Source organism: Phyllobacterium sp. 21LDTY02-6, from assembly GCF_023554255.2.
In the GTDB taxonomy this organism is placed as follows: domain Bacteria; phylum Pseudomonadota; class Alphaproteobacteria; order Rhizobiales; family Rhizobiaceae; genus Phyllobacterium.
On record NZ_JAMJWD020000004.1, the window covers coordinates 426,674 to 450,855 of the forward strand.

Here is a 24,182-nt window from a genome sequence, read left to right on the forward strand (position 1 = left end):
CCAGTTTTTATTGCGGTGACAGGATGATAGCGCATATTCCGGGCCGATGGGAGGCGGGGCGGCGAAAATTGTGCATGTTCGCCGCCCGCGCGGATCAGGCCTTCGGCGCGTCGGCTCCGACGCTGGTTTCCGCCCATGCCTCGAAGTCACGCTGCATCTCGGCGATCTTCTCATGCGCTCCATCGAACGCCATCTTGCCCAGCAACAGGCGCAGCGGCGGCTTGTCCGCCTCCACGGCCTTGACGATCGCCTGCGCCGCCCGCACCGGATCACCCGGCTGGTTGCCGCTCTGTTCGCGCAACGCCTTCATGCGCTCGCCGGCGGACGCCTTGTAGTCCTCGATGGTCTGGGGCGCTTCATTTGCCGAGCGCCCCGCCCAATCCGTGCGGAAACCGCTCGGTTCGACGATCAGCACCTTGATGCCCAGATGCGCGACTTCCTTCGACAAGGATTCCGACAGCCCCTCGACGGCGAATTTGGTGCCATTGTAGAAGCCGACGGCCGGAAAGCCGCGGAGCCCGCCGATCGATGAAATATTGACGACGGTCCCGGAGCGCTGCCTGCGCATGAGCGGCAGCACCGCGCGGGTCATGTCCATGAGGCCCCAGACATTGATGTCGAACATCTTGCGGGCTTCAGCGATGTCGCTTTCCTCCAGCGAGCCGAAATAGCCGATTCCGGCATTGTTGACGAGCACGTCGATGCGGCCGAAACGCTCTTCCGCCTGCCTGACGGCAGCCCGGACCTCGTCGGGATTGGTGACATCGAGTTTGAGAACGAGGGCGTTTTCGCCGTGCCTTGCGGCAATATCCTCGACCTGCGCCGGGTTGCGCGCGGTTACCACCGTCGGGTAGCCGAGCGAAAGCGTGTGGAGGGCAAGCTCCCGGCCAAAGCCGGTCGAGCAGCCCGTGATGAACCATACGGGTTTTGAAGTCATGGGAATTTCCTTTAGCCTGGTGCCCAAGGGGTGGGGGTAAGGAGCTACGACCTCAATGTAGACCACGGAGCGCGCTATTCAAGAATGGCGGGGGCTCAGATGCAGCGGCCGCCATCGACCTCCATCGCCACGCCGGTCACGTAGGAAGCTTCGTCGGAAGCAAGGTATAGCGCCGCATTTGCCACATCCTGCGGCATGGCAAAGCGGCCGAGCGGGATCGACGCCTTGAACTGCGCCCGGCGCTCCGGCGTATCCTCGCCGAGGAAGAGACCAAGCATCGGCGTTTCGCCGACGGCCGGGCAAAGGCAATTGACGCGGATGCCCTTCGGGGCGAGTTCCACGCCCATCGATTTGGTCACATTGATCACCCAACCCTTGGAGGCGCTGTACCAGGCGAGGCCGGGCCGCGGACGCAGGCCGGCGGTCGAGGCGATATTGATGATATTGCCGCTTCCCTGCCGCTCCATGATCGGCACGACGGCCTGGGTCGAATAGTAGATCGATTTCATGTTCACGGCGCCTATGAGATCGAAGGTCTCCTCGTCGACGCCGAGCATCGAGCCGTTGCGGTGCGAGAAGCCGGCATTGTTGACGAGGATGTCGATCTGGCCGAAGCGCTGCATCGCCGCTTCGACCATGGTGTCGATATCGTCCTTGCGCGTCACATCGGCGTGAACGGCAAGCGCCTTCCCGCCAAGGTCGCCGGCGACCGTCTCGGCGCCGAGCAGATTGCGGTCCGCCACCACGACACTGGCACCCTCCTCCGCGAAACGCCGCGCCATGGCCTCGCCAAATCCGGAGGCCGCGCCGGTTATGATCGCGGTTTTTCCTGCCAGCCGGGTCATTTTTCCTGTCTCCTTCATGCTTTCTGACACTGAACCTTTATCGTGCAGCGCTAAAACGTTCCCATGGCGGCCGGCACGAATGCGCTTGTCCTGCGGGGCTGGTTCTGTACCATCGCCACCATGATCGCTCGAATCGTAGACGGAATGGTGAATGAAGCAAATCCATTTTGACGCAGGAGACCAATTCGGGTCTGGTCATTTTAAATCGATTAGATTATATAGGCCGCGTGGCGGAGCGCGGCATTCGGCAACGTAAATCAGGCATAGCGAGACCTATCCATGACTAGTCAGATTATTCCGGTCGACCCTTTCGATTGCATCGTGTTCGGCGGCACCGGCGATCTAGCCGAGCGCAAGCTCATCCCGGCCCTCTACCAGCGCCAGCGCGACGGCCAGCTCTCGGAGCCGACCCGCATCATCGGGGCATCGCGCACGCCGATGTCGGACGAGGAGTATCGCAAGTTCGCGCAGGCGGCGATCAAGGAATTCGTCAAGGCCGACGAGTATGACAAGCAGCAGGTGGATCAATTCATCAAGCGCCTGTCCTATGTCGCTGTCGATGCCACTTCCGAAAATGGCTGGGAAGAGCTGAAGGCGGCGATCGGCAATGACAATAAGCGTATTCGTGCGTTCTATCTGGCCGTCAGCCCCTCGCTCTTCGGCGATATTGCGAGCCGCCTGAAGAGCTACAAGCTCGTGACCGACAATACGCGCATCATCGTCGAAAAGCCGATCGGCCGCGACCTCGAATCCGCCATCGCGCTCAACGATACGATCGGTCACGTGTTCAACGAGCAGCAGATTTTCCGCATCGATCACTATCTCGGCAAGGAAACGGTGCAGAACCTCATGGCGCTGCGCTTTGCCAATGCGTTCTACGAGCCGCTGTGGAATTCGGCCCATATCGACCATGTGCAGATAACCGTGGCGGAGTCGGTGGGCCTCGAGGGCCGCGCCGGCTATTACGACAAGGCGGGGGCGCTTCGTGACATGGTGCAGAACCATATCATGCAGTTGCTCTGCCTCGTGGCGATGGAGCCGCCCGCATCGATGGATGCGGATGCGGTGCGCGACGAGAAGCTGAAGGTGCTTCGCTCGCTCAGCCCGATCAATTCCACCAATGCGGATGTTCTTACCGTGCGCGGCCAGTATCGCGCCGGCGCCTCGGCAGGCGGTGCGGTGAAAGGCTATCTGGATGAGCTCGGAAGCGCCAGCAATACCGAGACTTTCGTCGCCATAAAGGCCGAAATCGCCAATTGGCGCTGGGCTGGCGTGCCCTTCTATTTGCGCACCGGCAAGCGTCTTGGCACCCGCGCGTCGGAGATCGTGGTTTCGTTCAAGCCGATCCCCCATTCGATATTCGGCGAGAGCGCCGGCCGCGTCGTCGCGAACCAGCTGGTGATCCGCCTGCAACCGGATGAAGGCGTGAAGCAGTGGATGATGATCAAGGACCCGGGCCCGGGTGGAATGCGGCTGCGCCATGTGCCGCTCGACATGAGCTTTGCCGAGTCGTTCAAGGTGCGCAATCCCGATGCCTATGAACGGCTGCTGATGGACGTGGTGCGCGGCAACCAGACCCTGTTCATGCGCCGGGACGAAGTCGTCGCCGCATGGCGCTGGATCGACCCGATCCTCAAGGCCTGGGCGGAAACGGAACAGCCGCCGGCCACCTATACGGCCGGCACATGGGGGCCGTCCGCGTCGATCGCCCTGATCGAGCGCGACAGCCGCACCTGGCATGAACCGGAGTGAGACGAGACCGATGACGAGCGATCCGCGATTGAAGAGCTTTTCCGATGGCGATGCGCTGGCAGATGCCCTGGCGGTTTCCGTCGCGGACCGGCTGATCGCCGCCTGCAGGGACCATGGCGAGGCCGTCATCGCCGTATCGGGCGGCTCCACCCCGGCGCGTTTCTTCCGCAGGCTGTCCGAGAAGGACGTCCCCTGGAGCAAGGTCACGGTGACGCTGGTCGATGAGCGATTTGTCGCTCCGGACAGCGACCGGTCGAATCAGAAGCTCGTCAGTGATACATTGCTGCAGAACAGGGCGGCGCAGGCTGGTTTCGTTGGCCTCTACAATCCCGCAGCCGATATTGCCGCCGGCGCGAAAGCCGCGGCGGAAGCCATAGGCCGGATCAGGCGGCCGTTCGACGTCGTGATCCTCGGCATGGGCAATGACGGCCACACGGCTTCGTTCTTTCCCGGCGGCGACCGGCTGGCGGATGCGATCGCAGCGGACCAGCAAGCGCCGGTGCTGCCGATGCAGGCGAGCGGTGCGGAAGAGCCGCGGCTGACACTGACGCTGCCGCTGATCGTCAGCGCCGGGCTTGTCGTTCTGCATATCGAGGGCGACGGGAAGATGAAGACGCTGGATCGGGCGCTGGGCGAAGGCAGAACGGAAGAGATGCCCATTCGCGCGGTTTTGCGGCACGAGCCCGTCAATCTCGAAATTTTCTGGGCGCCATAGGCGCCAGCAGCGTGAATGCCCGGAATGCTCCCAACGTCCGGGCAACACCACTAGGAGCCGACCATGACCGTTACACAGCGGATAAAGAGCATTACCAACCGCATCCGGGAACAATCGAAACCGACGCGGGACACCTATCTCGATCATTTGCGTGAGGCGGCGTCGCGCAAGCCCAAGCGCACGGCCCTCGCCTGCGCCAATCTTGCCCATGGTTTTGCCGCCTGCAGCCCTTCCGACAAGGCTGCGCTGGCGGGCGATGTCGTGCCCAATCTCGGCATCATCACCTCCTATAATGACATGCTCTCGGCGCATCAGCCCTTCGAGACCTATCCGCGCCTGATCAAGGAGGCGGCCAAGGAAGCCGGCGGCGTCGCACAGGTTGCAGGTGGCGTGCCGGCCATGTGCGACGGCGTTACCCAGGGGCAGCCCGGCATGGAACTGTCGCTGTTTTCGCGCGACGTCATCGCCATGGCGACGGCTATCGGGCTTTCGCATGATATGTTCGACGCGGCGGTCTATCTCGGCGTCTGCGACAAGATCGTGCCCGGCCTCGTCATCGGCGCCTTGTCGTTCGGCCATGTGCCGGCGGTTTTCATACCGGCGGGGCCAATGACGACCGGGCTGCCGAACGACGAGAAGGCGAAGACGCGCCAGCTCTACGCCGAAGGCAAGGTTGGCCGCGACGCCTTGCTGGAATCGGAGTCGAAGTCCTATCACGGCCCCGGTACCTGCACATTCTACGGCACCGCCAATTCGAACCAGATGCTGATGGAGATCATGGGCCTGCACATGCCCGGCGCGTCGTTCGTCAATCCGGGCACGCCGCTGCGCGATGCCCTGACCCGCGAGGCGGCGAAGCGGGCGCTGGCCATCACGGCGCTCGGCAATGAATTCACGCCGGTCGGGGAGATGATCGACGAGCGCAGTGTCGTCAACGGCGTTGTCGGCCTGCACGCGACGGGCGGCTCGACCAATCACACGATGCACCTCGTCGCCATGGCGGCGGCTGCCGGCATCAAGCTGACCTGGCAGGACATTTCCGACCTTTCCGACGTCGTGCCGCTGCTGGCGCGCGTCTATCCGAACGGCCTTGCCGATGTGAACCATTTCCACGCTGCCGGCGGCATGGGCTACATCATCCGCGAATTGCTGGATGCCGGCCTGCTGCATGAGGACGTGAAGACGGTCTGGGGCGGCAATGAAGGCCTGCGCGCCTATACGATCGAAGCCAAGCTCGGCGAGAATGGCGGCGTGATCCGCGTCCCTATTCCGAAGGAAAGCGCCGACAAGAAGGTCCTCTCCACCTGTGCCGAGCCGTTCCAGGCGACGGGCGGGCTGAAGATGCTGAGGGGCAATCTCGGCACCGCCGTCATAAAGACCTCGGCCGTCAAGGCGGAACGCCATGTGATCGAGGCGCCGGCGCTCGTATTCGAGAGCCAGGCGGCGCTGCAGGATGCCTTCAAGGAAGGCAGGCTCGAACGCGATTTCGTCGCCGTCGTCCGCTTCCAGGGGCCGCGCGCCAATGGCATGCCCGAACTGCACAAGCTGACGCCCGCGCTCGGCGTGCTCCAGGATCGCGGCTATCGGGTCGCGCTCGTCACCGATGGGCGCATGTCGGGCGCATCAGGCAAGGTGCCGGCGGCGATCCACGTAACGCCGGAAGCGCTCGATGGCGGCCTCATCGGCCGGATACGCGACGGCGATCTCATCCGGCTCGACGCCGAGACCGGCACGCTGGAGGTGCTGGAATCTGTCGAGGTGCTGACGGCCCGACCACTGCCGGAGCCCGACCTCAGCCATAACAGCTATGGCATGGGCCGCGAGCTTTTCGCCACCTTCCGCAATGCGGTGGGACGCGCGGATGCCGGCGCATCGGTGTTCGGCTAGTGACCCGAATCTGAAGATCACTACATTACCGCAGCAGCGTCAGATGAACTTCAGATTCGATAGGGTCACCAGCAATTATATGTTTCTAGTGTGGTTTTCGGAATTGAAATACGCTCCGGCCCCTGCCGCCATAGTCAGGCGTATTTCAATTCCACCACACTAGGAAGCCACTGCTCAATAATTCGTGCGCCGCTCGTCGGAAGGCGAGCGGCCGAATTGCGCCCTGTAGCTTTGGGCGAAATAGGAATGCGACGTGAAGCCTGTCGCCAGCGCCACGTCGAGGATGGGCGAATGGGTCTGGCGCAGCAATTCACGCGCGCGCTCCAGGCGCAGGCTCATGTAATAGCGCCCCGGCGTCATGTTGAGATGACGCAGGAAGAGCCGCTCCACCTGCCGCACGGATAGACCGACCGCCTTTGCCAGCCGGACCGCGGATTTCGGCTGTTCGAGATTGTCGGCCATCAGCTCGACGATCTTGCGCAGTTTTTCCGATTTCCCCGTCAGGTCGCGCTCCGGGCCGACACGCTGCCGGTCCGTCTGCGACCGGATGCGCTCATGATGGAACTGGTTTGCCACTTCATTGGCGAGAGCGGGCGAGAAATCCTGCCGGATGATCTCCAGCATCAGATCGATGGAGGTGGTGCCGCCCGCGCAGGTATAGCGCTTGCGGTCGATCTCGAAGACGTTGCCGGTGCAATCGATATCGGGGAAACGCTCCTGGAAGCCTGCGCGGTTTTCCCAATGGATGGTGCAGCGGTGGCCTTCGAGCTGGCCCGCCTCGGCCAGGATATAGCTGCCGATGTTCAGCCCGCCGAGCGAGGCGCCGCGACGGCCGATGCTGCGAAGCGCGGCGATGACCTTCGGCTTGTCCTCGAATTCCGTCGTCAGGCCGGCGCAGACGAAGAAGATATCCGATGCCGGCAGGTCGGCCAGCGCATGCTGGACATTGATCTGCAGGCCGTTGGAAGCAGTCACCGGCGCGCCCGTCGCGGAAACGGTCGTCCAGCTGTAATAGGGCTTCTCGGCCATCCTGTTTGCCGTGCGCATCGTGTCGATGGCCGCGGCAAGACTGAACATGGGAAATTTATCGATCAGCAGAAATACGAAGTTCCTGCCAGCTTTCAGGGTTTCGGCCATGCGTTGTTTTAGCAAAACTCCACAACCGAGCAATCAGAAACGCGGCGGTTTTTTTCCAATCGAGCGAAAAGCGGCCACCAGCGTGTTCGCCATGAGCATGGCGATGGTCATGGGGCCGACGCCGCCGGGCACCGGCGTGACGGCCTTCGCGACGCTTGCGGCCTCGGCGAAATCGACGTCGCCGACAAGGCGCGTCTTGCCCTCGCCCTTTTCGGGCGCGGCGATGCGGTTGATGCCGACATCGATGACCACGGCGCCCGGCTTCACCCAGTCGGCCTTCACCATTTGCGGCCTGCCGACCGCCGCAACGAGAATGTCCGCCGTGCGGCACAGGGCGGCAAGGTCCTTCGTCTTGCTGTGAGCGATGGTCACGGTGGCATTATGCGCCAGAAGCAGGTTGAACATGGGCTTGCCGACGATGTTCGAACGCCCGATGACGACCGCGTTGAGCCCCGACAGGTCGCGCCCGAGTGCGCGCTCGATCAGCAGCATCGAGCCCGCAGGCGTGCACGGAACGAAGGCCGTCTCCAGTTCGCCGGTGCCGAGCTTGCCGACATTGATGAAGTGGAAGCCGTCCACATCCTTGTCCGGGGAGATGGTCTGGATGATGCGGCCGGAATCGATGTGCTTCGGCAGCGGCAATTGCACGAGGATACCGTGGATGAGCGGATCGGCGTTCAGTGTCTCGACAAGAGCGACGAGTTCCGCCTCCGACGTCGATTCCGGCAGGGTGTGCTGCACCGAATGAAAGCCGCATTCCCGCGCCTTCCGGCCCTTCGACGCCACATAGACCTGGCTCGCCGGGTCCTCGCCGACGATGACGACGGCTATTCCCGGCGTGATGCCGGAGGAAGCTATCAGCTCGGCGGCAGAGGCTTTGACCTTCGCAACCACGTCCTCGGCAATTTCCCTGCCATTGATCGTCACCGCCATTGTTCGCTCCTCGGACTTCACGCTCTCGGGTTGATCGCCATTCTGTTGATTTTGCGCTTAAACAATACCGCCAGAACGGCGTCTGCTGACGCAATAGCGAAAGCGGCGCGCGAGAGCAATGCGATGATGTGACCGCCTGGCCGGGTTTGCGCCCGATAGAACTTGGCTAAATCCGGGAATCCGAGCATGATCCCGGGCGACTGCAGCGAATCCGGGGATATTCATGCGCTATTCGGCCCTCAGCCTGTTCAAGAACGCCCTCACCGGCAACAAGGATTGGAAGCCCGCATGGCGAAAGCCCGATCCCAAGCCGGGCTATGACGTCGTCATCATCGGCGGCGGCCACGGGCTTGCGACGGCCTATTATCTCGCCAAGGAGCATGGCCTGCGCAATATCGCCGTGGTGGAGAAGGGCTGGCTCGGCTCCGGCAATATCGGCCGCAATACCACCGCTATCCGCTCCAACTACCTTCTCACCGAGAACCAGCATTTCTACGAGGCCTCGATGAAGCTGTGGGAGACGCTCTCCCAGGACCTCAACTACAATGTGATGTTTTCCCAGCGCGGCGTCGTCAACCTCGCCCATTCCCTGCCGCAGCTCGATGCCTATGCGCGCCGTGGCAACCAGATGCGCCTCAACGGCATCGATTGCGAGCTCATGACGCCGGAGCAGATCAGGAAGCTCGTTCCCGGCCTCGATATCGGTCCGAATGCGCGCTTTCCCATCCTCGGCGGGTTGATGCAGCGCAGCGCCGGCACGGCGCGCCACGACGCCGTCGTCTGGGGCTATGCCCGCGCCGCCGACCAGCTTGGGGTCGATATCATCGAGAATTGCGAAGTCACCGGCTTCATGAAGGATGGCGACCGCATCACCGGCGTCATGACGACGCGCGGCCCGATCAATGCGAAGAAAGTCGGTTGCGCCGTCGCCGGCAGCACGAGCGAACTGATGCGGCGCGCCGGCATAGACCGCCTGCCGCTGGAATCGCATGTGCTGCAGGCCTTCGTTTCGGAAGCGCTGAAGCCGGTCGTCGATACGGTGGCGACCTTCGGCGGCGGGCATCTCTATTTCAGCCAGTCCGACAAGGGCGGCCTCGTCTTCGGCGGCGATATAGACGGTTATAATTCCTACGCCCAGCGCGGCAATTTGCCCGTCGTCGAGGATGTGATGAGCGAGTTCGTCGCGCTCATTCCCGCGCTGGCGCGGGTGAAGCTGCTGCGCTCATGGGGCGGCATCATGGATATGAGCATGGATGGCTCGCCGATCATCACCACCGGCCCGCTGCCCGGCATGTATCTCAATACCGGCTGGTGCTATGGCGGGTTCAAGGCGACGCCCATTTCCGGCAAATGCTTTGCGTGGACCATTGCCAAGGACGAGCCGCATCCGCTGACTGTCCCGTTCGGGCTCGACCGGTTCTATCGCGGCTATGTCATCGACGACAAGGGCCAGGGACCGACGCCGCGCCTGCATTGATGCAACGAATTCGACATTCGCATGCCAGGCAGGCGCATCCCAGTCAGGCGTATGCGTGTCAGGCGCATCCCGGTCAGGCGGTCCGCCTGTCCTTTTCCTCGTCCAGCACCTTGCGCAGCCGGGCGATCTTTTCGAGCGCCGTCTCGATATTGGTATTGTCGTGCGGCCTAGCCTCGAAAAGTGCGTCGCCATAGGCGTAGAGGAATTCGGCCACCGCCTCGGCGTCGTCCGCCTCCATCGAGGCATCGCCCCTCGGCGAAGAATTCGCCTCCGCCCGCCTTATCGCAGCGCCAAGACGTGAACCGGGTTCGGCGGTCGCACCTGCATCGTTCCTGCCGCGGCTGCCATCCGGCGCCGGGCCGAGCGGTCCATCCCCGTCACTCCGGTTGCCGGCGCGGAAGCTTTCAATCATGCCGAGCAGCATGGCCAGGCCAAGGCCAGCCAGCAAGCCGCCGATCAGCCCGGCTATGGCCACCAGCTTGCGCGAACCGCCGCTGCTTTCCAGCGCAGGCCGCGCCGGTGAAATGACACGGATATTGGCCGTGCTGACACCTTCGAGCTCGCCCATTTCGCGGGCGCGCAGCAGAAAGGCCTCGTAGACCTCGCGTTTCGCCGTCACCTCGCGCTGAAGCTCGCGCAGCTTGATCATTTCCTCATTGTTGCTGGCGGTGCGCGCCTTCAGCTGGGCAAGGCGTCCCGCCAGTTCCTGCTCCTGCTGCGTCGACCGGTCGAGTTCGACCTGCACCGAGGACGCGATGCGCCGCAACTCGTTGCGGATCTCGGTGCGGATGCCGCTCACCTGTGATTGCGCCTGGATCAGCTGCGGGTGCCTCGGCCCGAGTTTCGTGGCAAGGCCGTCCGCCTGCTGCTTGAGCGCGCCATATTGCGAACGCAGCGCGACGATGACGCCGGAACGGAACTCCTCCGGCAAGGTATTGCCAAGGACACCCTCCACCGACGCATTGCGGATCGAATCCGCCTGCGCCTTGAGGCGGATGGTCTGGTTGCGCGCAGCGGTGAGTTCGTCATTGGTGCGCGTTATCTCGTCGTCGCTGATCAGCCGGCCCTGGACATCGACGAGGTCGTTGTCGGCCTTGAACTTCTGCACCGCGTTTTCCGCATCCTCGACGCCCTGCCGCAGATCGTTCAGCCGCGCCGTCAGCGCCTCCGTCGCCTGCCGCGCCGTATCGGACTGGATGTTCGCCTGCTCCTCGCGGAACACGTCGGAGACGGTATTGGCGATGAAGGCCGACTTGTCGGGATCGCGCGATTCGACGGTGATGTTGAAGATGAAGTTCTTGGTGCTGCGTTCGACATTCAGATGATCGTAGAGGTTGCGCAGCAGCAGCGTTTCCTGCGTTGTCGCGTCCGGCGTGCTGTCGGACGAAAAGAGCTCCCGCACGGCGGAAAGCAGGCCGGGTTCCCTGAGATCGCCGTTGAATTCGGGATCGGTCGCAAGACCGGCCTTGTCGATCACTTTCGTCAGGACGCTGCTCGACTGGATGAGACGCAGCTGGCTTTCGGCGATCGCCAGCGAAGCATCCACCGGCAATTGGCTGGAAGCGATCTCCTTTTCGACGATCTTCAGATCGCGCGGATCGACAAGCATCTCGACCGTCGACGAATAGAGTTTCGGCAAAGTCATGGCATAGCCGACGCCGATGAGCGTGCCGATGATGGTTGTCGCGAGGATCAGCGATTTCGAGCGCAGCACCCTGTTGATGACGATGCGGGGGTCGATGAGTGGCTTCCAGTCATCGGTTTCCGGCCGGGCCGGCGCTTGAACGGGCGCGTATACGGGATCTGACGTGTAAACGGGCGTCGCCGGCGGCGTCGGAACCCTCGCCTCGCTGCGCGGCTCCAGATCCGCGTCCGGTCGCCAACCCGGAGCCTCGTCGCCGTGCAAGGGCTGAAACTCGGTCGGTGTGAACTGCGGCGGCGGCACGTGATCGGTCTGGCGCTCCGCCGCATCGACGCGGCGGTTGAGTTCGGCCTTGATCGCGGCCATGTCGGCGCGCATGCGGTCTACCGCCGATTGCTGATCCGCATCCGGATCGAAATCGGGAAAAGGCGCGATCTCGGGCAGTGGCAGCGGCGCCGCATCCGTTTCCGCCGCGAGGCGAAGAGCGCGCATGCGCCGGTAATGGTCGAGATTGTCCTCGCCACGCGGCTCGTTGCCGGGCGTCTCCCGCTGATCCTCGACCTCACTTGCAAACGAGAGAAGCGAGCGTCGCTTCGCCGTCTCGTTATCGCCACTGCTCATTCGAATTGAACTCCAAGACCGTCGATGCGCGGTTAATCGATCATAAAAGTCTATGGGAAAAAATTCGTTAATGGTAGGCTTGGCATCGATCGTCCCGCCCGATATTGCTGCGTGAGCACAAGGTGTTAAGGCTTTTCGTCCAAGATGAGCCAACCGCCCTCAGGCAGGAAGTGAAATTGGTTCTGCGCCACATCAAAGCCAACCAAGGCATCATTCGCGATTATTTTTCGGTGATCAGCGGTTCGGCCGGCAGGCTCGTCATTTCGCTCGCCTATTTCGTGGCGCTCGCCAATACGCTGACCATTGCCGAATTCGGTCTTTTCGCCACTGCTTCGGCGACGGGCGTCATGCTGTCCCGGCTCGTTTCCTTCGGCTTCGTTTCTCCGCTCTACCGGGTGGCGACGGTCAAGCCGCATCTGATCGGCGCCTATACCGGCGGCTTCCTCGCCGCGGTGGTGCTGTCGCTGCCCTTTTTCCTGGCGGCAGCTTTTCTCGCCCATTTGATCTTCTTCGGCTCGAGCCTGCCGCTCGCCACTTTCGCCGTCATCGTCGGTGCCGAAGCGCTGCTCTGGCGCTCGCTCGAAGTCGTCGTCATCGTCAATAACGGCCTCAACCGGTTCGGCCGCGCCGCGATCCTCGTCGTCATCGGCACCGCCCTGCGGGCAATCGCCGCCGTGCTTTTCGCCTTCTCCTGGGTCACGAGCCTCGAGGCCTGGAGCTGGTGGTATGCCGGCGCCAATGGTATCGCATTGCTGATCGCCATCATCTATTTCTATCCGAGGGTCAGGCTGCGGCTGGTGCCACGGATCTATCGCCGGCGGCTCGCCGACTCCTTCGCTGTGGCAGGGGCGGAAGTGCTGTTCTATGTGCAGTCCGAACTGGACAAGCTGCTGGTGCTGGCCATTGGCGGTCCACAGACGGCCGGCGTCTATTCGATCATCATGCGGCTGGTCGATCTGACCGCCCTGCCCATCCGCTCGTTCAACATGATGCTGGTGCAGAAGCTGATGCGCACGCCCGACATGCTGCGCTCCCTCACCACGCGGATCGGCCTCGAAGCCGGCGTTTTCCTCGTCTCGGCGATCGGCCTCGGCGGATTGGCGCTTTTCCTGCATCTCTTCCCGCGGGCGCTGGGCGGCAATGTCGCCTCCGTCGTTGCGCTGCTGCCGCTGGTGCTGCTCGTCCCGGGCTTCCGCAATCTCCTCGAATATCAGGCTGAAATTCTCTATGCGCGCGGCCAGTCGGGCATTCGAGCGGTCAATCTTGCCGTTCTCGGCATCGCCAAGGCGGGCCTGCTCTACCTGCTCCTGACCCGCATGCCGGGCGTCGACGACTGGCTGGTCTGGCTCAATGCGGTTTTTGCCGCGCTCTATCTGCTCTCGGCGATCCTGACATATCGCGCCATCAGGCGGTCGGCACGCCGGGTCTAGAGCCGCAGCAATCGCCGGATGCGCCCGGTATTGTCGCCGGTGAAGGATTGTATGCCGATGGCCACCTGATGCGGCGCCATGCCTGCCACGAAGGCGAGAAGTTCCTCATCCGTGGGTGCCGGCGCGAACCAGTGGATGCGGCACAATTCCGCCCCATCGTGGAAAAATCCTTCTCCGCCGACGACTTCATCCGCATAGCGCCCATAGATCATACATTCGGAAAAACGCCGCTCGCGGCCGATGGCTGCAATCCAGTGCCGGCCCGACAGTCGTTCGATTTGGCTGCACATGTCGACCACGGTCTCGCGCCGCCAGGCGATCAGCGTGCCGACATAATCATGGCCCTCTGCACTCGTCACCGGCAGGCCGAGCAGCTTTCCGGCATTGGTCGACCAGATGCGCTGATCGCCCGGCACCGGCCGCAGCAGGTCGCCATCGCGGCGGAACAGCCGCAGATCGCCGCCGCGCCACAGCGACGCGCAGTCGAACGGCTTGAGAAATGTGACGTCGGAATCGACATAGAACAGGGCGGCGTCCTCAAGATGCGACGCAATGGCTATCCTGCGCAGCTGCTGTGCGTGCCAGCCGCGCAGCGGCATCGTCCGCGGCGAGAGCCAGAGCCTGCGGCGACCCAGATTTGTCGGGTCCGGAAAAGGCCTGATCCAGCCGGGAAGCAGGTCGCGCTCGTCCACCACCTGGCGGCGTGGACCCTCGAGCTGCTTGAACAGGGCGACGTCGCGGTGCTCGACCAGGATGTAATGCTTGCCGTGCCCGGTCACGAAACGATCCATCGTCTCGCATAACAGCCGGCAACGCTCGAAATCCGGAGCATAGCTCGCCGTTACCACCGCTACTGAACCCATTTGACGCCCTTCAATTTCGCCTGAAGCACGCGTATCAGGAAAAGCGGGTTTCCGACAATATAGCGCCGCCACAGCCGCCGCGGCTCCTGCATCAGCCGGTAGGCCCATTCCAGCCGCAGGCGCTGGATATGGGCCGGGGCGCGGGGCACGGCGCCGCCCATGAAATCGAAGAGCGCGCCGACACCGAAGGCCAGGATGCAATGTTGCGGGCCGAGCATCCGCGCCATGAACAATTCCTGCCGGGGAACGCCCATGGCGACCAGCAGGATATGCGGGGCGAAGTCCTGCAATGCCTGCGACAGGCGGGGCTCGTCGGCGGGGGTGAAAAACCCGTCGCTGATGATGCGGTATTCATGCTGCGGCGCAAGCTCGCGGAATTTAGCCGCCGCGCGCTTCACCACCTCCGGCCGGGCGCCGATGAGGCCGATACGCAGCGGCTGTTGCAGCGCCTGCAGCAGCGCCGGAGTGAAATCGGTACCGTTGAGATTGGCCGGAAATGGCGTGCCATGCAGCAGTTTCGAAGCTATATCGACGCCGATTCCATCCGGCAGGACCAGGAAATCCTGCAGAACCGAGCGAAATTCGCTGTTCTCGCAGGCGAGATTGGCGTTATGGGCGTTGAGCCAGGTCACGCGGGTGAATTGCCGCGATGAAATCCGCTCCGCCATCTCGGCGATCGCCTCGTCCCGGCGCAGAGGCGCTACCGGCACGCCGAGGATCAGGCGCCCCGGTATCGGGCCGTTGTCATCCATTCGACTGTTCCAGTCTTGCCAGCCCAAGCCGCAGTTGCGCGTCGAGCCGTTCGACCTGCGCGGCATGGAACGACGTTCCGTCGCAATCGAGGTTCTCTCCGGATCTGGAGCGGGCGACCAGCCGGTTGACGGCAGCGGCGAAGGTGCGTGGATCATCGGCGACCGTGCAATTGGCCGGAACGCCGGCGATGCCGCGGACCGAAAGCGAGGTCGCAACGCTCGGCAGGCCGAGTTCGAACGTCTCGATCGTCTTAAGCTGTACCCCGGTCCCTGCCCTGCTGATGAGCGGAATGACGGCGGAGCCTAGCACGAACTGCTTCGCGTCCGGCACGCGCCCGGCGAATTCGACCTTCGGCCATGCGGCCTTGAGGTCGGCAGGCGTCGCCCCGGCCACCGTCACGCGGATCTGAGGATCGAGATGCGGCGCGACCTCGCGCAGGAACCATTCGAGCCCGATCCTGTTCGGCTGCCATGTCCATGTGCCGATCAGGCCGATGTCGCGCTCAATGCGGCGCGGGCCCTGGCGCGGCGGCACGGTGCCGGTCGCAAGCGGCAGTGCCGCCGCCTTGTCGCTGCCGGCGAGACCGAGCGCTGCAATATCCTCTTCGGCAAGCGTGAAGACGAACGCCGCACGGTCGCACAGGCGGCGTTCCAGCCCGGCGAGCAACCGGGCCTCGCGGCCAAACAGGAATTTCTGGATGGGGCTGGTGGCAGCCTGCGCGTTTTCGGCGGCGGACCGGTGCTCGACATTATGCGCAACGAACATTTGCGGCCGGTCGTTGAAGCAGTCTTCGAAAGTTCCGGATAGTGGAACTCCGTTCAGCATATAGAAATCGAAGGGTTCGGCCCGTGCCATGGCTGCACGCAGATCCCGGCGCGAAACCACCCGCAATTTGACCGAAGAAACCGTCAATCCGGTGGCAAATGCCTTCGCTATCCACCCGATCTTGCGCAAGATGCCCGCCGTTTCGTTACGGACATCGACCTCGCCGAGTACGATCGTCTGCGCGGGATCGGCGGGCTTGCTCCCCGGCCAGATGAAACCGAGCACGGTCACCTTGACGCCAAGGCGCACCAGGCCGTCGATGATCGCCTTGTTGGCAATCTCGTAGCCCGTGGTAGGGTTTTCGTCTGGAACCAGAGATGTTACGAACAAAACATTCATCGATCTTGTTTTCTCGCCGCGCTTTCTTCGGCGCGTAATGAATTATTGAACAAGTGGCGTCTATACCCTGTGAAGATAAATAACGGATAAATAGTTTTGGGCGCGATCTTCGATGCAACTGCCTGACAATATTTCCATCGTGGCGCAATCGCCCGGGCTGGAACCGGAGAAGATCGAGGTCGTGGTGACGCTCCCGACCTTCAAGCGACCGGAACATCTGCTGAAGACACTGGCGTCTCTCGAAGCCCAGCAGACGCGCAGGCGCTTTGCCGTGATCGTCATGGAAAACGAAGCCGAGCGGCGGGACGGCGCGGCAGCGGCGCTCGAGCTGTTTGCCGGCGGGAAGATCCCCGGCCTGCTGATCATCGCCCATGATCGCGGCAATTGTAACGCCTATAATGCCGGCTGGCGGACGGCGCTTGCGGTCTTTCCGCGCTTTTCCTCGCTGGTCGTCATCGATGATGACGAGATCGCCGATCCGAACTGGCTGGAAAACCTCTGCGCCACGCGCGAAGCTTTCGGCGTCGATTTCGTCGGCGGCCCGCAAATCCCGATATTCGCGCGCAAGGAGCACCAATCCTTCGCATCGCATCCGGTTTTTCGCCCGCATTATTCGCAAACCGGGCCAGTTCCGATCCTTTATTCCTCCGGAAACCTCCTGATCGGGCGCAATGTCCTTGAGGCGATGCCGTTTCCATTTCTCGATCTCGCCTTCAACTTCATGGGCGGCGGAGATTCGGATTTCATCGACCGCAGCGTTCGCCGCGGCTTCCGCCTTGCCTGGTGCGCCGAAGCCCCGGTCTACGAGACAGTGCCCGAACGGCGTGTCGAGGCGAGCTGGATCAGGGCGCGCGCGCTGCGAAACGGCGTGATTTCAAGCCTTATCGAACGGCGCAAGCATGCCGGCGGCGCTTTCGGGCGCACGAAGACGACGCTGAAGAGCCTGGCGCTCCTCGCCGCATCGCCGGCAAGGGGCGCCGTGGCGGCGCTCAAATCAGGATCATTGTCCATTGGCGCCTATCCCATCTATATCGGGCTTGGGCGCGTGCTGGCGGATTTCGGATATTCGAATGAGCAATACCGGCAGCCTGAAAAGAATTGAAAAGGCGATCCCGCTTCGCCTCGCCGCAAGCCTGATCGCGGCGCTGGTCCTCTGCGTGCTCATCATCTCGTTCCGGCCTTTCCAGCCGGCCAGCACTGCCGCTGCCGGCAGCGGCGGCGATCTCGTCAACCAGCTCGGCTTCGGCGCTCTCGGCGGCCTGTCCATCATCGCGATGATCGGGCTGGCCGATCCGCGCCGGCTGCTCTGCCTCGCAAGCCCGCTCTGGGCGCTCATGTTCGGCTTCCTGTTCTATTCCACCCTGATCGCCGTCGATCCGGCCGCGGCGCAGCGCGCCGTGATCTTCACATTGATCGGCGTGCTCTGCATCATCGCGGTACTGGCCTTGCCGCGCGATGGCGATGGTTTCTCCCTCGTCCTCTCGATCGCGGGCATTGCCGTCCTGGTGCTGTCCTATGTCGGGCTTGCCGTCGTCCCCGACCTTGCCAGACATACGGCGGCGGAGGTCGAGGCCCAGCACGCCGGCCTCTGGCGCGGCATCTTCGCCCACAAGAACATTGCCGCGCCGGTCATGGCCGCCTTCGTCTTCGCCGGCATCTACCTGATCCGCCGCCGCTGGCTGAAGCCCGGCATCGCCATATTGCTGCTGGCGCTGGTGTTCGTCGCCCATACCGGCTCGAAAACCTCGACGGCGCTCGTGCCGCTGGTGATCCTGCTCGTGATGCTGCCCGGCCTGATGGGCCTTCGCCTGATCGCGGCGCTGATCATCGCCCTCGTCCTCTTCGCCTTCTTCTACTTCACCATCGGCACCGTGTTCTTCCCCGGCGCGCGCGATTTCCTGCTCAATCTCGGCGTCGATGCCACATTCACCGGCCGCTCCTCGATCTGGCAGTTCGCGCTGGAGAAACTGGCCGATACGCCCTGGCGCGGCTACGGGCTCGAAAGCTTCTGGGAAGCGCCCGTCGTGCAACAGGCGGAAAACCCCTATTATCTGGATTGGGACGTGCGCGGCATCGTTCATGCCCATAATGGCTATCTCGACATTGCCATCGCCATGGGTATCCCGGCACTCGTCTGCGCCATGCTGGTGCTGGTGCTTTTGCCGCTGATCGATTATGTCCGCTGCCTGAAGAAGCGCGAGAATATCTTCCTCGCCGATTTCTTCATGATGTGCCTGACCTTCGCGCTGATGAACGCATTTCTCGAAAGCTTCTTCTTCCGGCGCGCCGATCCGGTCTGGCTGCTGGTGGTCATGGCGACCTTCGGCCTGCGGCTTACCGCAAGGCAGGTCATATTGCCTCGTTCCGCCTAATCGGCGGCGCTTGAGTTGACCACCGCCGGCTTAGGCATCAAATTGCACCCGATTCATCTGGGAGAACAAAAATGGACGGTAATCTGGTTCTGGTCGGCTGCGGCAATATGGGTTTCGCCATGCTCAAGGGTTGGCTCGCCGCGGGCATCCTGAAGCCGGAGCAGATCGCCGTCGTCGAACCGGCGGATGCTCTGCGCGAACGCGCGGCGACGCTCGGTGTCGCCGCCGTCGCCGATGTCGCGGCCCTCGCCGAAGACTATCCGGCCCGCATCATCATTGTCGCGGTCAAGCCGCAGGTCATGGGCAATGTCCTGCCGGCCTACAAGCGCTTTGCCGGAAGTGCCACTTTCGTCAGCGTCGCGGCGGGCATAAAGGTCGGGTTCTTCGAAGATCATCTCGGAACGGGTACCGCCATCATCCGCACCATCCCGAATACCCCGGCGGCGATCGGCAAGGGCATGATCGTCACCTACCGCAACAGCCATGTCGATGCCACCGATGCGGCGCTGGTCGATGAATTGCTGAAGACGAGCGGCGAAGTGGCATCCGTAGCGGATGAAAGCCTGATCGATGCCGCGACGGCGGTCTCCGGCTCGGGCCCGGCCTATGTGTTCCACTTCATCGAATGCCTGACCGAAGCGGCGATCGCCGTGGGATTCGAGCCCGAAACGGCTGGGCTCCTCGCCATGCAGACCGTTTATGGCGCAGCCTCGCTCGCCGCCTCCAGCGCGGATTCGCCGACGCTGCTTCGCGAACAGGTAACGAGCCCGCGCGGCACGACCGCTGCGGCTCTCGATGTCCTGATGGGCCACGACAAGCTGAAGCAGCTCATGGCCGAGGCCGTTTCCGCCGCCCATCAGCGCGCCATTGAACTCGGTTCCGGCGCGGCGTAGACCGCCGCGACCACCGGGTCAGCTATCGGATAGCGATCAGCTCGGCTTTTTGGTCACGAGCGTGAGCAGCCCCTTGGAATCGAGGCTGGCGATGACGACCGCCTCGGAGGTCAGCCCCTTTTCCTTCAGCGCTGCGGTCACCTCAGGCGATTGATCGATGGAGGAACGCAGCTTCTTCACATCGCTGTCGCTGCGCTGGGCAACGGCATCATTGACCTGGGTTTTCGTAGCTTCCGGCAGCTCGTTGATATCGACGATGTTGATCGTCGTGATCTGCGGAGCTGCGCTCTGACCCGGCGTTTCCGCCTTTGGTGCCGTCTCGGTGGCGCTGGGTGCAGGTTGGGTCGCTGTCTGTGCATAGGCCACGGATGTGGCCAGTGGGAAGACCGCACAGAGCGCGGCCACTATCATCTTTCGCATCGTTATTCCTTTCACGTGATTGGCGAACGATCATGCAGAATCAGGACATCAACGTCCGATTCATTGATGACTCGCGCAGTTCACGCGGGGAATTGGCCCTCAACCTGCCGACGATCAGGTTATTTCGGGGCAATGTCGTGGCGAAAATGTGTCCAGGCCGAAGACTACCCCGCCCTGGCGGCCTCCGCCGGCGCCGGTTCCGCCAACTGGATCATCTCGCGCGCCAGCAATTCGTAGGAGCGGACGCGGGCGGCGTGATCGAAGATCATTCCCGTCACCATGACCTCGTCTGCGCCGGTACGGGCGATGAATTCCTCGACGCCGGCCTTCGCCGTTTGCGGCGAGCCAGCCACGGAACAGGAGAGCGAGTGGCGCAATATTGCCCGTGCCTGGAGATCGAGCGTCTCTTCATAGCCCGCGACGGGCGGCGGCAGCGGGCCCGGCCGACCGGTGCGCAGGTTGACGAAGGCCTGCTGCTGCGACGTCTGCAGCAATTTGGCCTCTTCGTCCGTATCGGCGACGAACACATTCAGACCGAGCATGACATAGGGTTTTTCGAGATAGGCGGAGGGCTGGAACCGCGCGCGATAGATCTCGATCGCCGGTTCCAGATCCGACGGCGCGAAATGCGAGGCGAAGGCATAGGGCAGGCCGAGCGCGGCGGCGAGCTGGGCGCCGAAGAGGCTCGAGCCAAGAATCCACACCGGAACATCGAGGCCGGCTCCCGGGACCGCGATCACCCGCTGACCTTCCTCGGGCTCGCGGAAATAACCGAGCAGTTCGACCACGTCCTGGGGAAAACCGTTGATGTCCTGATCGAGGTTGCGCCGCAATGCCTGCGCGGTCAGCTGATCCGTGCCCGGCGCCCGGCCGACGCCAAGATCGATGCGGCCGGGATGCAGTGCGGCGAGCGTACCGAAGGCTTCGGCCACCATCAACGGCGAATGGTTCGGCAACATGATGCCGCCGGCGCCGAGGCGTATCTTCGAGGTGCCGGCCGCGACATGCGCTATGACGACGGCTGTCGCCGCGCTGGCGATGCCGCGCATATTGTGGTGTTCTGCCAACCACAGGCGATTATAGCCGACACGCTCCGCGCTGCGTGCGAGATCGAGGGAGTTTCGGAGTGATTGGGCCGCGTTGCCGCCAACTACAATCGGTGAAAGGTCGAGAACGGATAATGGGGTCATTGCCAGAATATAGGCTGCCTCTTCCCCGGCGCAATAAGTGGCGGCCCGCCTGATGCTTCATAAATTTTGAACTCTGGTTCAATTCGCCATTCGAGGACGCCGCCGAGCGGCTTCGGCTACAGGCGATCCATCGGCCGGCCCGTCGGCCGCGTCAGAGGCGCTTGTCCCCGCTGGCCGCAGCACCAAGATTCAATCCATGCAACGGATGCAATTCAGCCTGGAGCTGTTCATCCGACTCGCGGATTGCCGTTTCGATGAAGTAGGCGATCATATCCAGCCCCTCCTGATCGGCGAGCGCGCACAACCTCGAAAGTTCTTCTTTCAGGACCTTCAATGTCTCCAAACGCTTGCTCATGCAATGCTCCCGCCCCGGACGTCCCTGCGAAGACTATCTGCGCAGAGACCCTGGATACTACCCGCGTTCAACAAAATATGGCGTTCTTGCTTGTTGCCGTTTCTGCAAAAATCGACGCCGCTCACTTTTGCCAGAATATATTTTTTTCGGATATCACAATAAATCTCTCTCGTCTCCATGTCGCTTGTATTATCAAGCAAAAATCTTCGTGAACTGCCTACGCAAGTTTTAAATATAATAAAACTTTAATAAATATGTATCCAGAGATGCTGTCGCTTTACCTGTCAAAGCTTTGAAAGTCTTACCTCTGCCTTGCCGCACAGCTTCCTGTTGCCGTTCTTCACCGCTTTGTCGATGATGCCGGAGGCGAGATCCGAAACGACTTCGACCGCGATGTCTTCGGGCAGACCGGTCTCTTGCATGCCGGCGCGCATGGCAGCCTCGCTGGCCGTGGAATCCGATCCGCAGACATAGGCCCGCGCTTCGAGGAGCGCGGCGCGCTGGAACTTCTTGTTGTAGATTTCGCTCGTACCGCTGTCGGCCTCATCCATGCTGAAAGCATGAGCGGCCATTCCGCTGCCGAGAAGCGCGGTGCCTAGAATTGTCGCGAATGCGATTGATCTGCCGTAGCGCATCGTACCGACCTTTCCTCGCGTGGCCGGAAAAATTCAGGAAATCGCCGCCATGCGAACCCTTTATTAACGGATGTGGTGGCGCAGATGTTCCATTCGGCGATTATCAAGACAATGTGAGGGTGCAACCGCAGGTCATGTTGCGATGCACACGGCGCAATGCTGCTATGCAATATTGTCTATGTCATTTCATCTGCGTTGCGCTATCTTTGGATCAGGAATTTTCGACGGTATCTCCTCCTCCCGATCCGTCGAAACGGATGGTCTCTTCTCCTCCCAGAAGACCCTCCATAACCAACGAAACCCACCGCACCTCCTCCCGCGGTGGGTTTTGTTGTTTCAGGACCCGGCTCCTGTCTCAGGACATTTCATTCTCAAAGCTTTCATTGCCATTGCCGTCACACCCGGAAATGAAAATGCCGCCTCCCGGAGGAAGCGGCATCTGATCGGCCTACGAAGAACGCGCCTATTGCGGACGGGCAGTCTGGATGCGCCGCTGTTCGACGCTCTCTTCGAATGAAAGCTTCTTCTCCGGCGTTGCCTTTTGCATCAGCTCCTTTGGCGGCGGCACGAAGGACGTATCCGTGACGGGAGATTTGCCGGCAGTACCCGGCGTTTTCATTGCGGTCGTGCAACCGGCAATGGCTATGAGTGACAGAACGGCAAGGATGGGAACTGCGCGCATTCGGCTTTCCTTTGTGGTGGGCCCAGAATCAGACGGGCATGCGGGGGTGCTTCCGTTGTACATCCAATCATGGCGATAGAAGGGTGGCAATCATGGCGACTGAAGGGTGGCAATCATGGCGACAGACGCGTGGCCCCTAGCGCACGAGGATTGCACGGAGATCATTGACGTTGGTGCCGGTCGGGCCGGGCACGAAAAGATCGCCCAGGGCCGAAAATGCCGTCCAGGCATCGTTGCCATTGAGAAAAGCTGCGGCATCGAGCCCCTTTTCATGCAGCCGTTCGACCGTGGTGCCATCGGCAAAAGCCCCGGCATTGTCTTCCGATCCGTCGATCCCATCCGTATCGGCCGCGAATGCGCTGATGCCCTCCGTCCCCTCTATGTCGATGGCGAGGGAGAGCAGGAATTCGGTGTTGCGTCCGCCCTTGCCCTTGTGGCGCACGGTGACCGTGGTTTCGCCGCCCGAAAGAATGACGACCGGCTTTGCGAAGGGCTGATTGCGCAAGGCGACATGTTTGGCCAGAGCCGAATGGACATGCGCGACCTCTCTCGCCTCACCCTCGATCGCGTCGGAAAGGATGAATGCTTCGACACCTGCCATGCGCGCGGCATCGGCCGCCGCCTGCAGCGAAACCCCTGCCGAGGCGATGACCTCGACCGCATGACCCTTGAAGACGGCATCGTTCGGCTGCGGGGCTGCTGCTGCTTCCGAGCGAAGATGCTTCATCGCCGCCGCCGGCAGGTCGAGCCTGTAGCGCTCGACGAAGCGCAGCGCATCCTCGCGGCTGGTGGCATCGGCTATGGTCGGACCCGAGGCGACAAAGGCCGGATTGTCACCCGGAATGTCGGAAACGATGAGCGAATGAACGCGGGCCGGATGTGCCGCAGCGGCGAGCCGGCCGCCCTTGATGGTCGAAAGGTGCTTGCGGATGGCATTCATGGCCGATATCGGCGCGCCCGACGCCAGAAGCGCCTTGTTGACCGCAATCTCGTCTTCGATCGTCATCCCCTCCGGCGGCGAAGGCAGCAAGGCCGATCCGCCACCCGATATGAGCGCAACGACCAGATCGTCGGCGCTGAGGCCGCTAACGGCGTCGAGAAGCCGCTTCGACGCCACGAGCCCTGCGGCATCGGGGACGGGATGCGAGGCCTCGATGATCTCGATCTCATCACAGGGCGCGCCAAAGCCATAGCGCGTGACGACGACGCCCTCGATCGGCGCATCCCCATGGCGCTTTCTCCATGCCCGTTCGAAGGCCTGCGCCATCTGCGCGGAGCCCTTGCCGGCACCGACGACGATCGTCCTGCCTCTCGGCTTCTCCGGCAGATGCGCCTCGATCGTGGCAGCCGGGTCCGCTGCGTCGACCGCCGCGCGAAACAGCGCCTCAAAAAACTTCCTGTCATCCATAGGCTCAGGCTTCCATGCAGAGCAGGAACGAATAATGGCGGTTCAAGGGATACTCCTCTGGCAGAATTGCG

Annotated in this window: 22 protein-coding genes; 8 read left to right on the forward strand and 14 right to left on the reverse strand. The window is 62.5% G+C overall.

The annotated features are described in order from the left end of the window. Positions 1-94: 94 nt before the first annotated feature. Positions 95-937, reverse strand: a complete 843-nt coding sequence (locus M8997_RS16150) for an oxidoreductase (protein WP_250015268.1) — start codon at positions 935-937, stop codon at positions 95-97. A gap of 95 nt (positions 938-1,032) precedes the next feature. Continuing rightward, positions 1,033-1,782, reverse strand: coding sequence for an SDR family oxidoreductase (locus tag M8997_RS16155; RefSeq protein WP_250015270.1), 750 nt, complete (start codon positions 1,780-1,782; stop codon positions 1,033-1,035). 279 nt (positions 1,783-2,061) lie between these two features. Between M8997_RS16155 and zwf the strand changes: the two genes are divergently transcribed. From zwf to edd, 3 genes are all read left to right on the forward strand, one after another. Continuing rightward, complete coding sequence (gene zwf / locus M8997_RS16160) at positions 2,062-3,534, forward strand: glucose-6-phosphate dehydrogenase (protein WP_250015272.1); 1,473 nt, start codon at positions 2,062-2,064, stop codon at positions 3,532-3,534. 10 nt (positions 3,535-3,544) lie between these two features. Continuing rightward, positions 3,545-4,249, forward strand: a complete 705-nt coding sequence (gene pgl, locus M8997_RS16165) for a 6-phosphogluconolactonase (protein ID WP_250015273.1) — start codon at positions 3,545-3,547, stop codon at positions 4,247-4,249. A 63-nt stretch (positions 4,250-4,312) separates the two neighbouring features. After that, positions 4,313-6,136, forward strand: a complete 1,824-nt coding sequence (edd, locus tag M8997_RS16170; RefSeq protein WP_250015274.1) for a phosphogluconate dehydratase — start codon at positions 4,313-4,315, stop codon at positions 6,134-6,136. A 174-nt stretch (positions 6,137-6,310) separates the two neighbouring features. Here edd and M8997_RS16175 read toward each other — a convergent pair whose 3' ends face one another. Both M8997_RS16175 and folD read right to left on the reverse strand, forming a co-directional pair. Beyond that, positions 6,311-7,273, reverse strand: coding sequence for a GlxA family transcriptional regulator (locus tag M8997_RS16175; protein ID WP_250015275.1), 963 nt, complete (start codon positions 7,271-7,273; stop codon positions 6,311-6,313). Between the two features lie 33 nt (positions 7,274-7,306). Further along, a complete protein-coding gene (gene folD, locus M8997_RS16180; RefSeq protein WP_250015276.1) occupies positions 7,307-8,206 on the reverse strand; it encodes a bifunctional methylenetetrahydrofolate dehydrogenase/methenyltetrahydrofolate cyclohydrolase FolD in 900 nt (299 codons plus the stop codon). A gap of 223 nt (positions 8,207-8,429) precedes the next feature. On the opposite strand from folD, the gene M8997_RS16185 reads away from it, so the two are divergent. Further along, entirely contained in the window at positions 8,430-9,683 is a 1,254-nt protein-coding gene (locus tag M8997_RS16185; protein ID WP_250015277.1) for a sarcosine oxidase subunit beta family protein, read from the forward strand. A gap of 73 nt (positions 9,684-9,756) precedes the next feature. On the opposite strand, the gene M8997_RS16190 is transcribed toward M8997_RS16185, so the two are convergent. Further along, positions 9,757-11,946 carry a Wzz/FepE/Etk N-terminal domain-containing protein gene (locus tag M8997_RS16190; protein ID WP_250015278.1) on the reverse strand — a complete coding sequence of 730 codons (2,190 nt, stop codon included), beginning with the start codon at positions 11,944-11,946 and terminating at the stop codon, positions 9,757-9,759. Positions 11,947-12,122: 176 nt separating this feature from the next. Here M8997_RS16190 and M8997_RS16195 point away from each other — a divergent pair, with 176 nt between their 5' ends. Beyond that, positions 12,123-13,376, forward strand: a complete 1,254-nt coding sequence (locus M8997_RS16195; protein ID WP_250015280.1) for a lipopolysaccharide biosynthesis protein — start codon at positions 12,123-12,125, stop codon at positions 13,374-13,376. Here M8997_RS16195 and M8997_RS16200 read toward each other — a convergent pair. The 3 genes from M8997_RS16200 to M8997_RS16210 are packed head-to-tail and all read right to left on the reverse strand — an operon-like array spanning position 13,373 to position 16,156. Continuing rightward, positions 13,373-14,239 (reverse strand): DUF6492 family protein, encoded by an 867-nt coding sequence (locus M8997_RS16200; protein ID WP_250015282.1) that lies wholly within the window; start codon positions 14,237-14,239, stop codon positions 13,373-13,375. The genes M8997_RS16195 and M8997_RS16200 overlap by 4 nt on opposite strands. Continuing rightward, the gene (locus tag M8997_RS16205) at positions 14,227-14,991 is read right to left on the reverse strand and encodes a WecB/TagA/CpsF family glycosyltransferase (RefSeq protein WP_250015285.1); all 765 of its coding nucleotides are present in this window, start codon (positions 14,989-14,991) and stop codon (positions 14,227-14,229) included. Before M8997_RS16205 ends, M8997_RS16200 begins: the two co-directional genes overlap by 13 nt. Next, the gene (locus M8997_RS16210) at positions 14,984-16,156 is read right to left on the reverse strand and encodes a glycosyltransferase family 4 protein (protein WP_250015287.1); all 1,173 of its coding nucleotides are present in this window, start codon (positions 16,154-16,156) and stop codon (positions 14,984-14,986) included. The genes M8997_RS16205 and M8997_RS16210 overlap by 8 nt, the downstream gene beginning before the upstream one ends. A gap of 112 nt (positions 16,157-16,268) precedes the next feature. On the opposite strand from M8997_RS16210, the gene M8997_RS16215 reads away from it, so the two are divergent. From M8997_RS16215 to proC, 3 genes are all read left to right on the forward strand, one after another. Next, positions 16,269-17,258, forward strand: coding sequence for a glycosyltransferase family 2 protein (locus M8997_RS16215; protein WP_250015289.1), 990 nt, complete (start codon positions 16,269-16,271; stop codon positions 17,256-17,258). Beyond that, on the forward strand, positions 17,227-18,528 hold the full coding sequence (locus tag M8997_RS16220) for an O-antigen ligase (protein ID WP_250015292.1): 1,302 nt from the start codon (positions 17,227-17,229) through the stop codon (positions 18,526-18,528). The genes M8997_RS16215 and M8997_RS16220 overlap by 32 nt, the downstream gene beginning before the upstream one ends. A 71-nt stretch (positions 18,529-18,599) precedes the next feature. Next, complete coding sequence (gene proC / locus M8997_RS16225) at positions 18,600-19,421, forward strand: pyrroline-5-carboxylate reductase (RefSeq protein WP_250015295.1); 822 nt, start codon at positions 18,600-18,602, stop codon at positions 19,419-19,421. A 36-nt stretch (positions 19,422-19,457) separates the two neighbouring features. Here proC and M8997_RS16230 read toward each other — a convergent pair whose 3' ends face one another. The 6 genes from M8997_RS16230 to M8997_RS16255 form a co-directional block, all read right to left on the reverse strand. Beyond that, positions 19,458-19,841 carry a hypothetical protein gene (locus M8997_RS16230; protein ID WP_250015297.1) on the reverse strand — a complete coding sequence of 128 codons (384 nt, stop codon included), beginning with the start codon at positions 19,839-19,841 and terminating at the stop codon, positions 19,458-19,460. A gap of 164 nt (positions 19,842-20,005) precedes the next feature. After that, complete coding sequence (locus M8997_RS16235) at positions 20,006-21,031, reverse strand: LLM class flavin-dependent oxidoreductase (RefSeq protein ID WP_250015299.1); 1,026 nt, start codon at positions 21,029-21,031, stop codon at positions 20,006-20,008. A gap of 151 nt (positions 21,032-21,182) precedes the next feature. Continuing rightward, positions 21,183-21,386 (reverse strand): hypothetical protein, encoded by a 204-nt coding sequence (locus M8997_RS16240; RefSeq protein ID WP_250015301.1) that lies wholly within the window; start codon positions 21,384-21,386, stop codon positions 21,183-21,185. Positions 21,387-21,670: 284 nt separating this feature from the next. After that, positions 21,671-22,021, reverse strand: coding sequence for a hypothetical protein (locus M8997_RS16245; protein ID WP_252597210.1), 351 nt, complete (start codon positions 22,019-22,021; stop codon positions 21,671-21,673). A 463-nt stretch (positions 22,022-22,484) separates the two neighbouring features. Beyond that, the gene (locus tag M8997_RS16250; RefSeq protein ID WP_250015305.1) at positions 22,485-22,703 is read right to left on the reverse strand and encodes a hypothetical protein; all 219 of its coding nucleotides are present in this window, start codon (positions 22,701-22,703) and stop codon (positions 22,485-22,487) included. Between the two features lie 136 nt (positions 22,704-22,839). Next, positions 22,840-24,111: a glycerate kinase gene (locus M8997_RS16255; protein WP_250015307.1), complete on the reverse strand. Its 1,272-nt coding sequence runs from the start codon at positions 24,109-24,111 to the stop codon at positions 22,840-22,842. Positions 24,112-24,182: the final 71 nt, after the last annotated feature.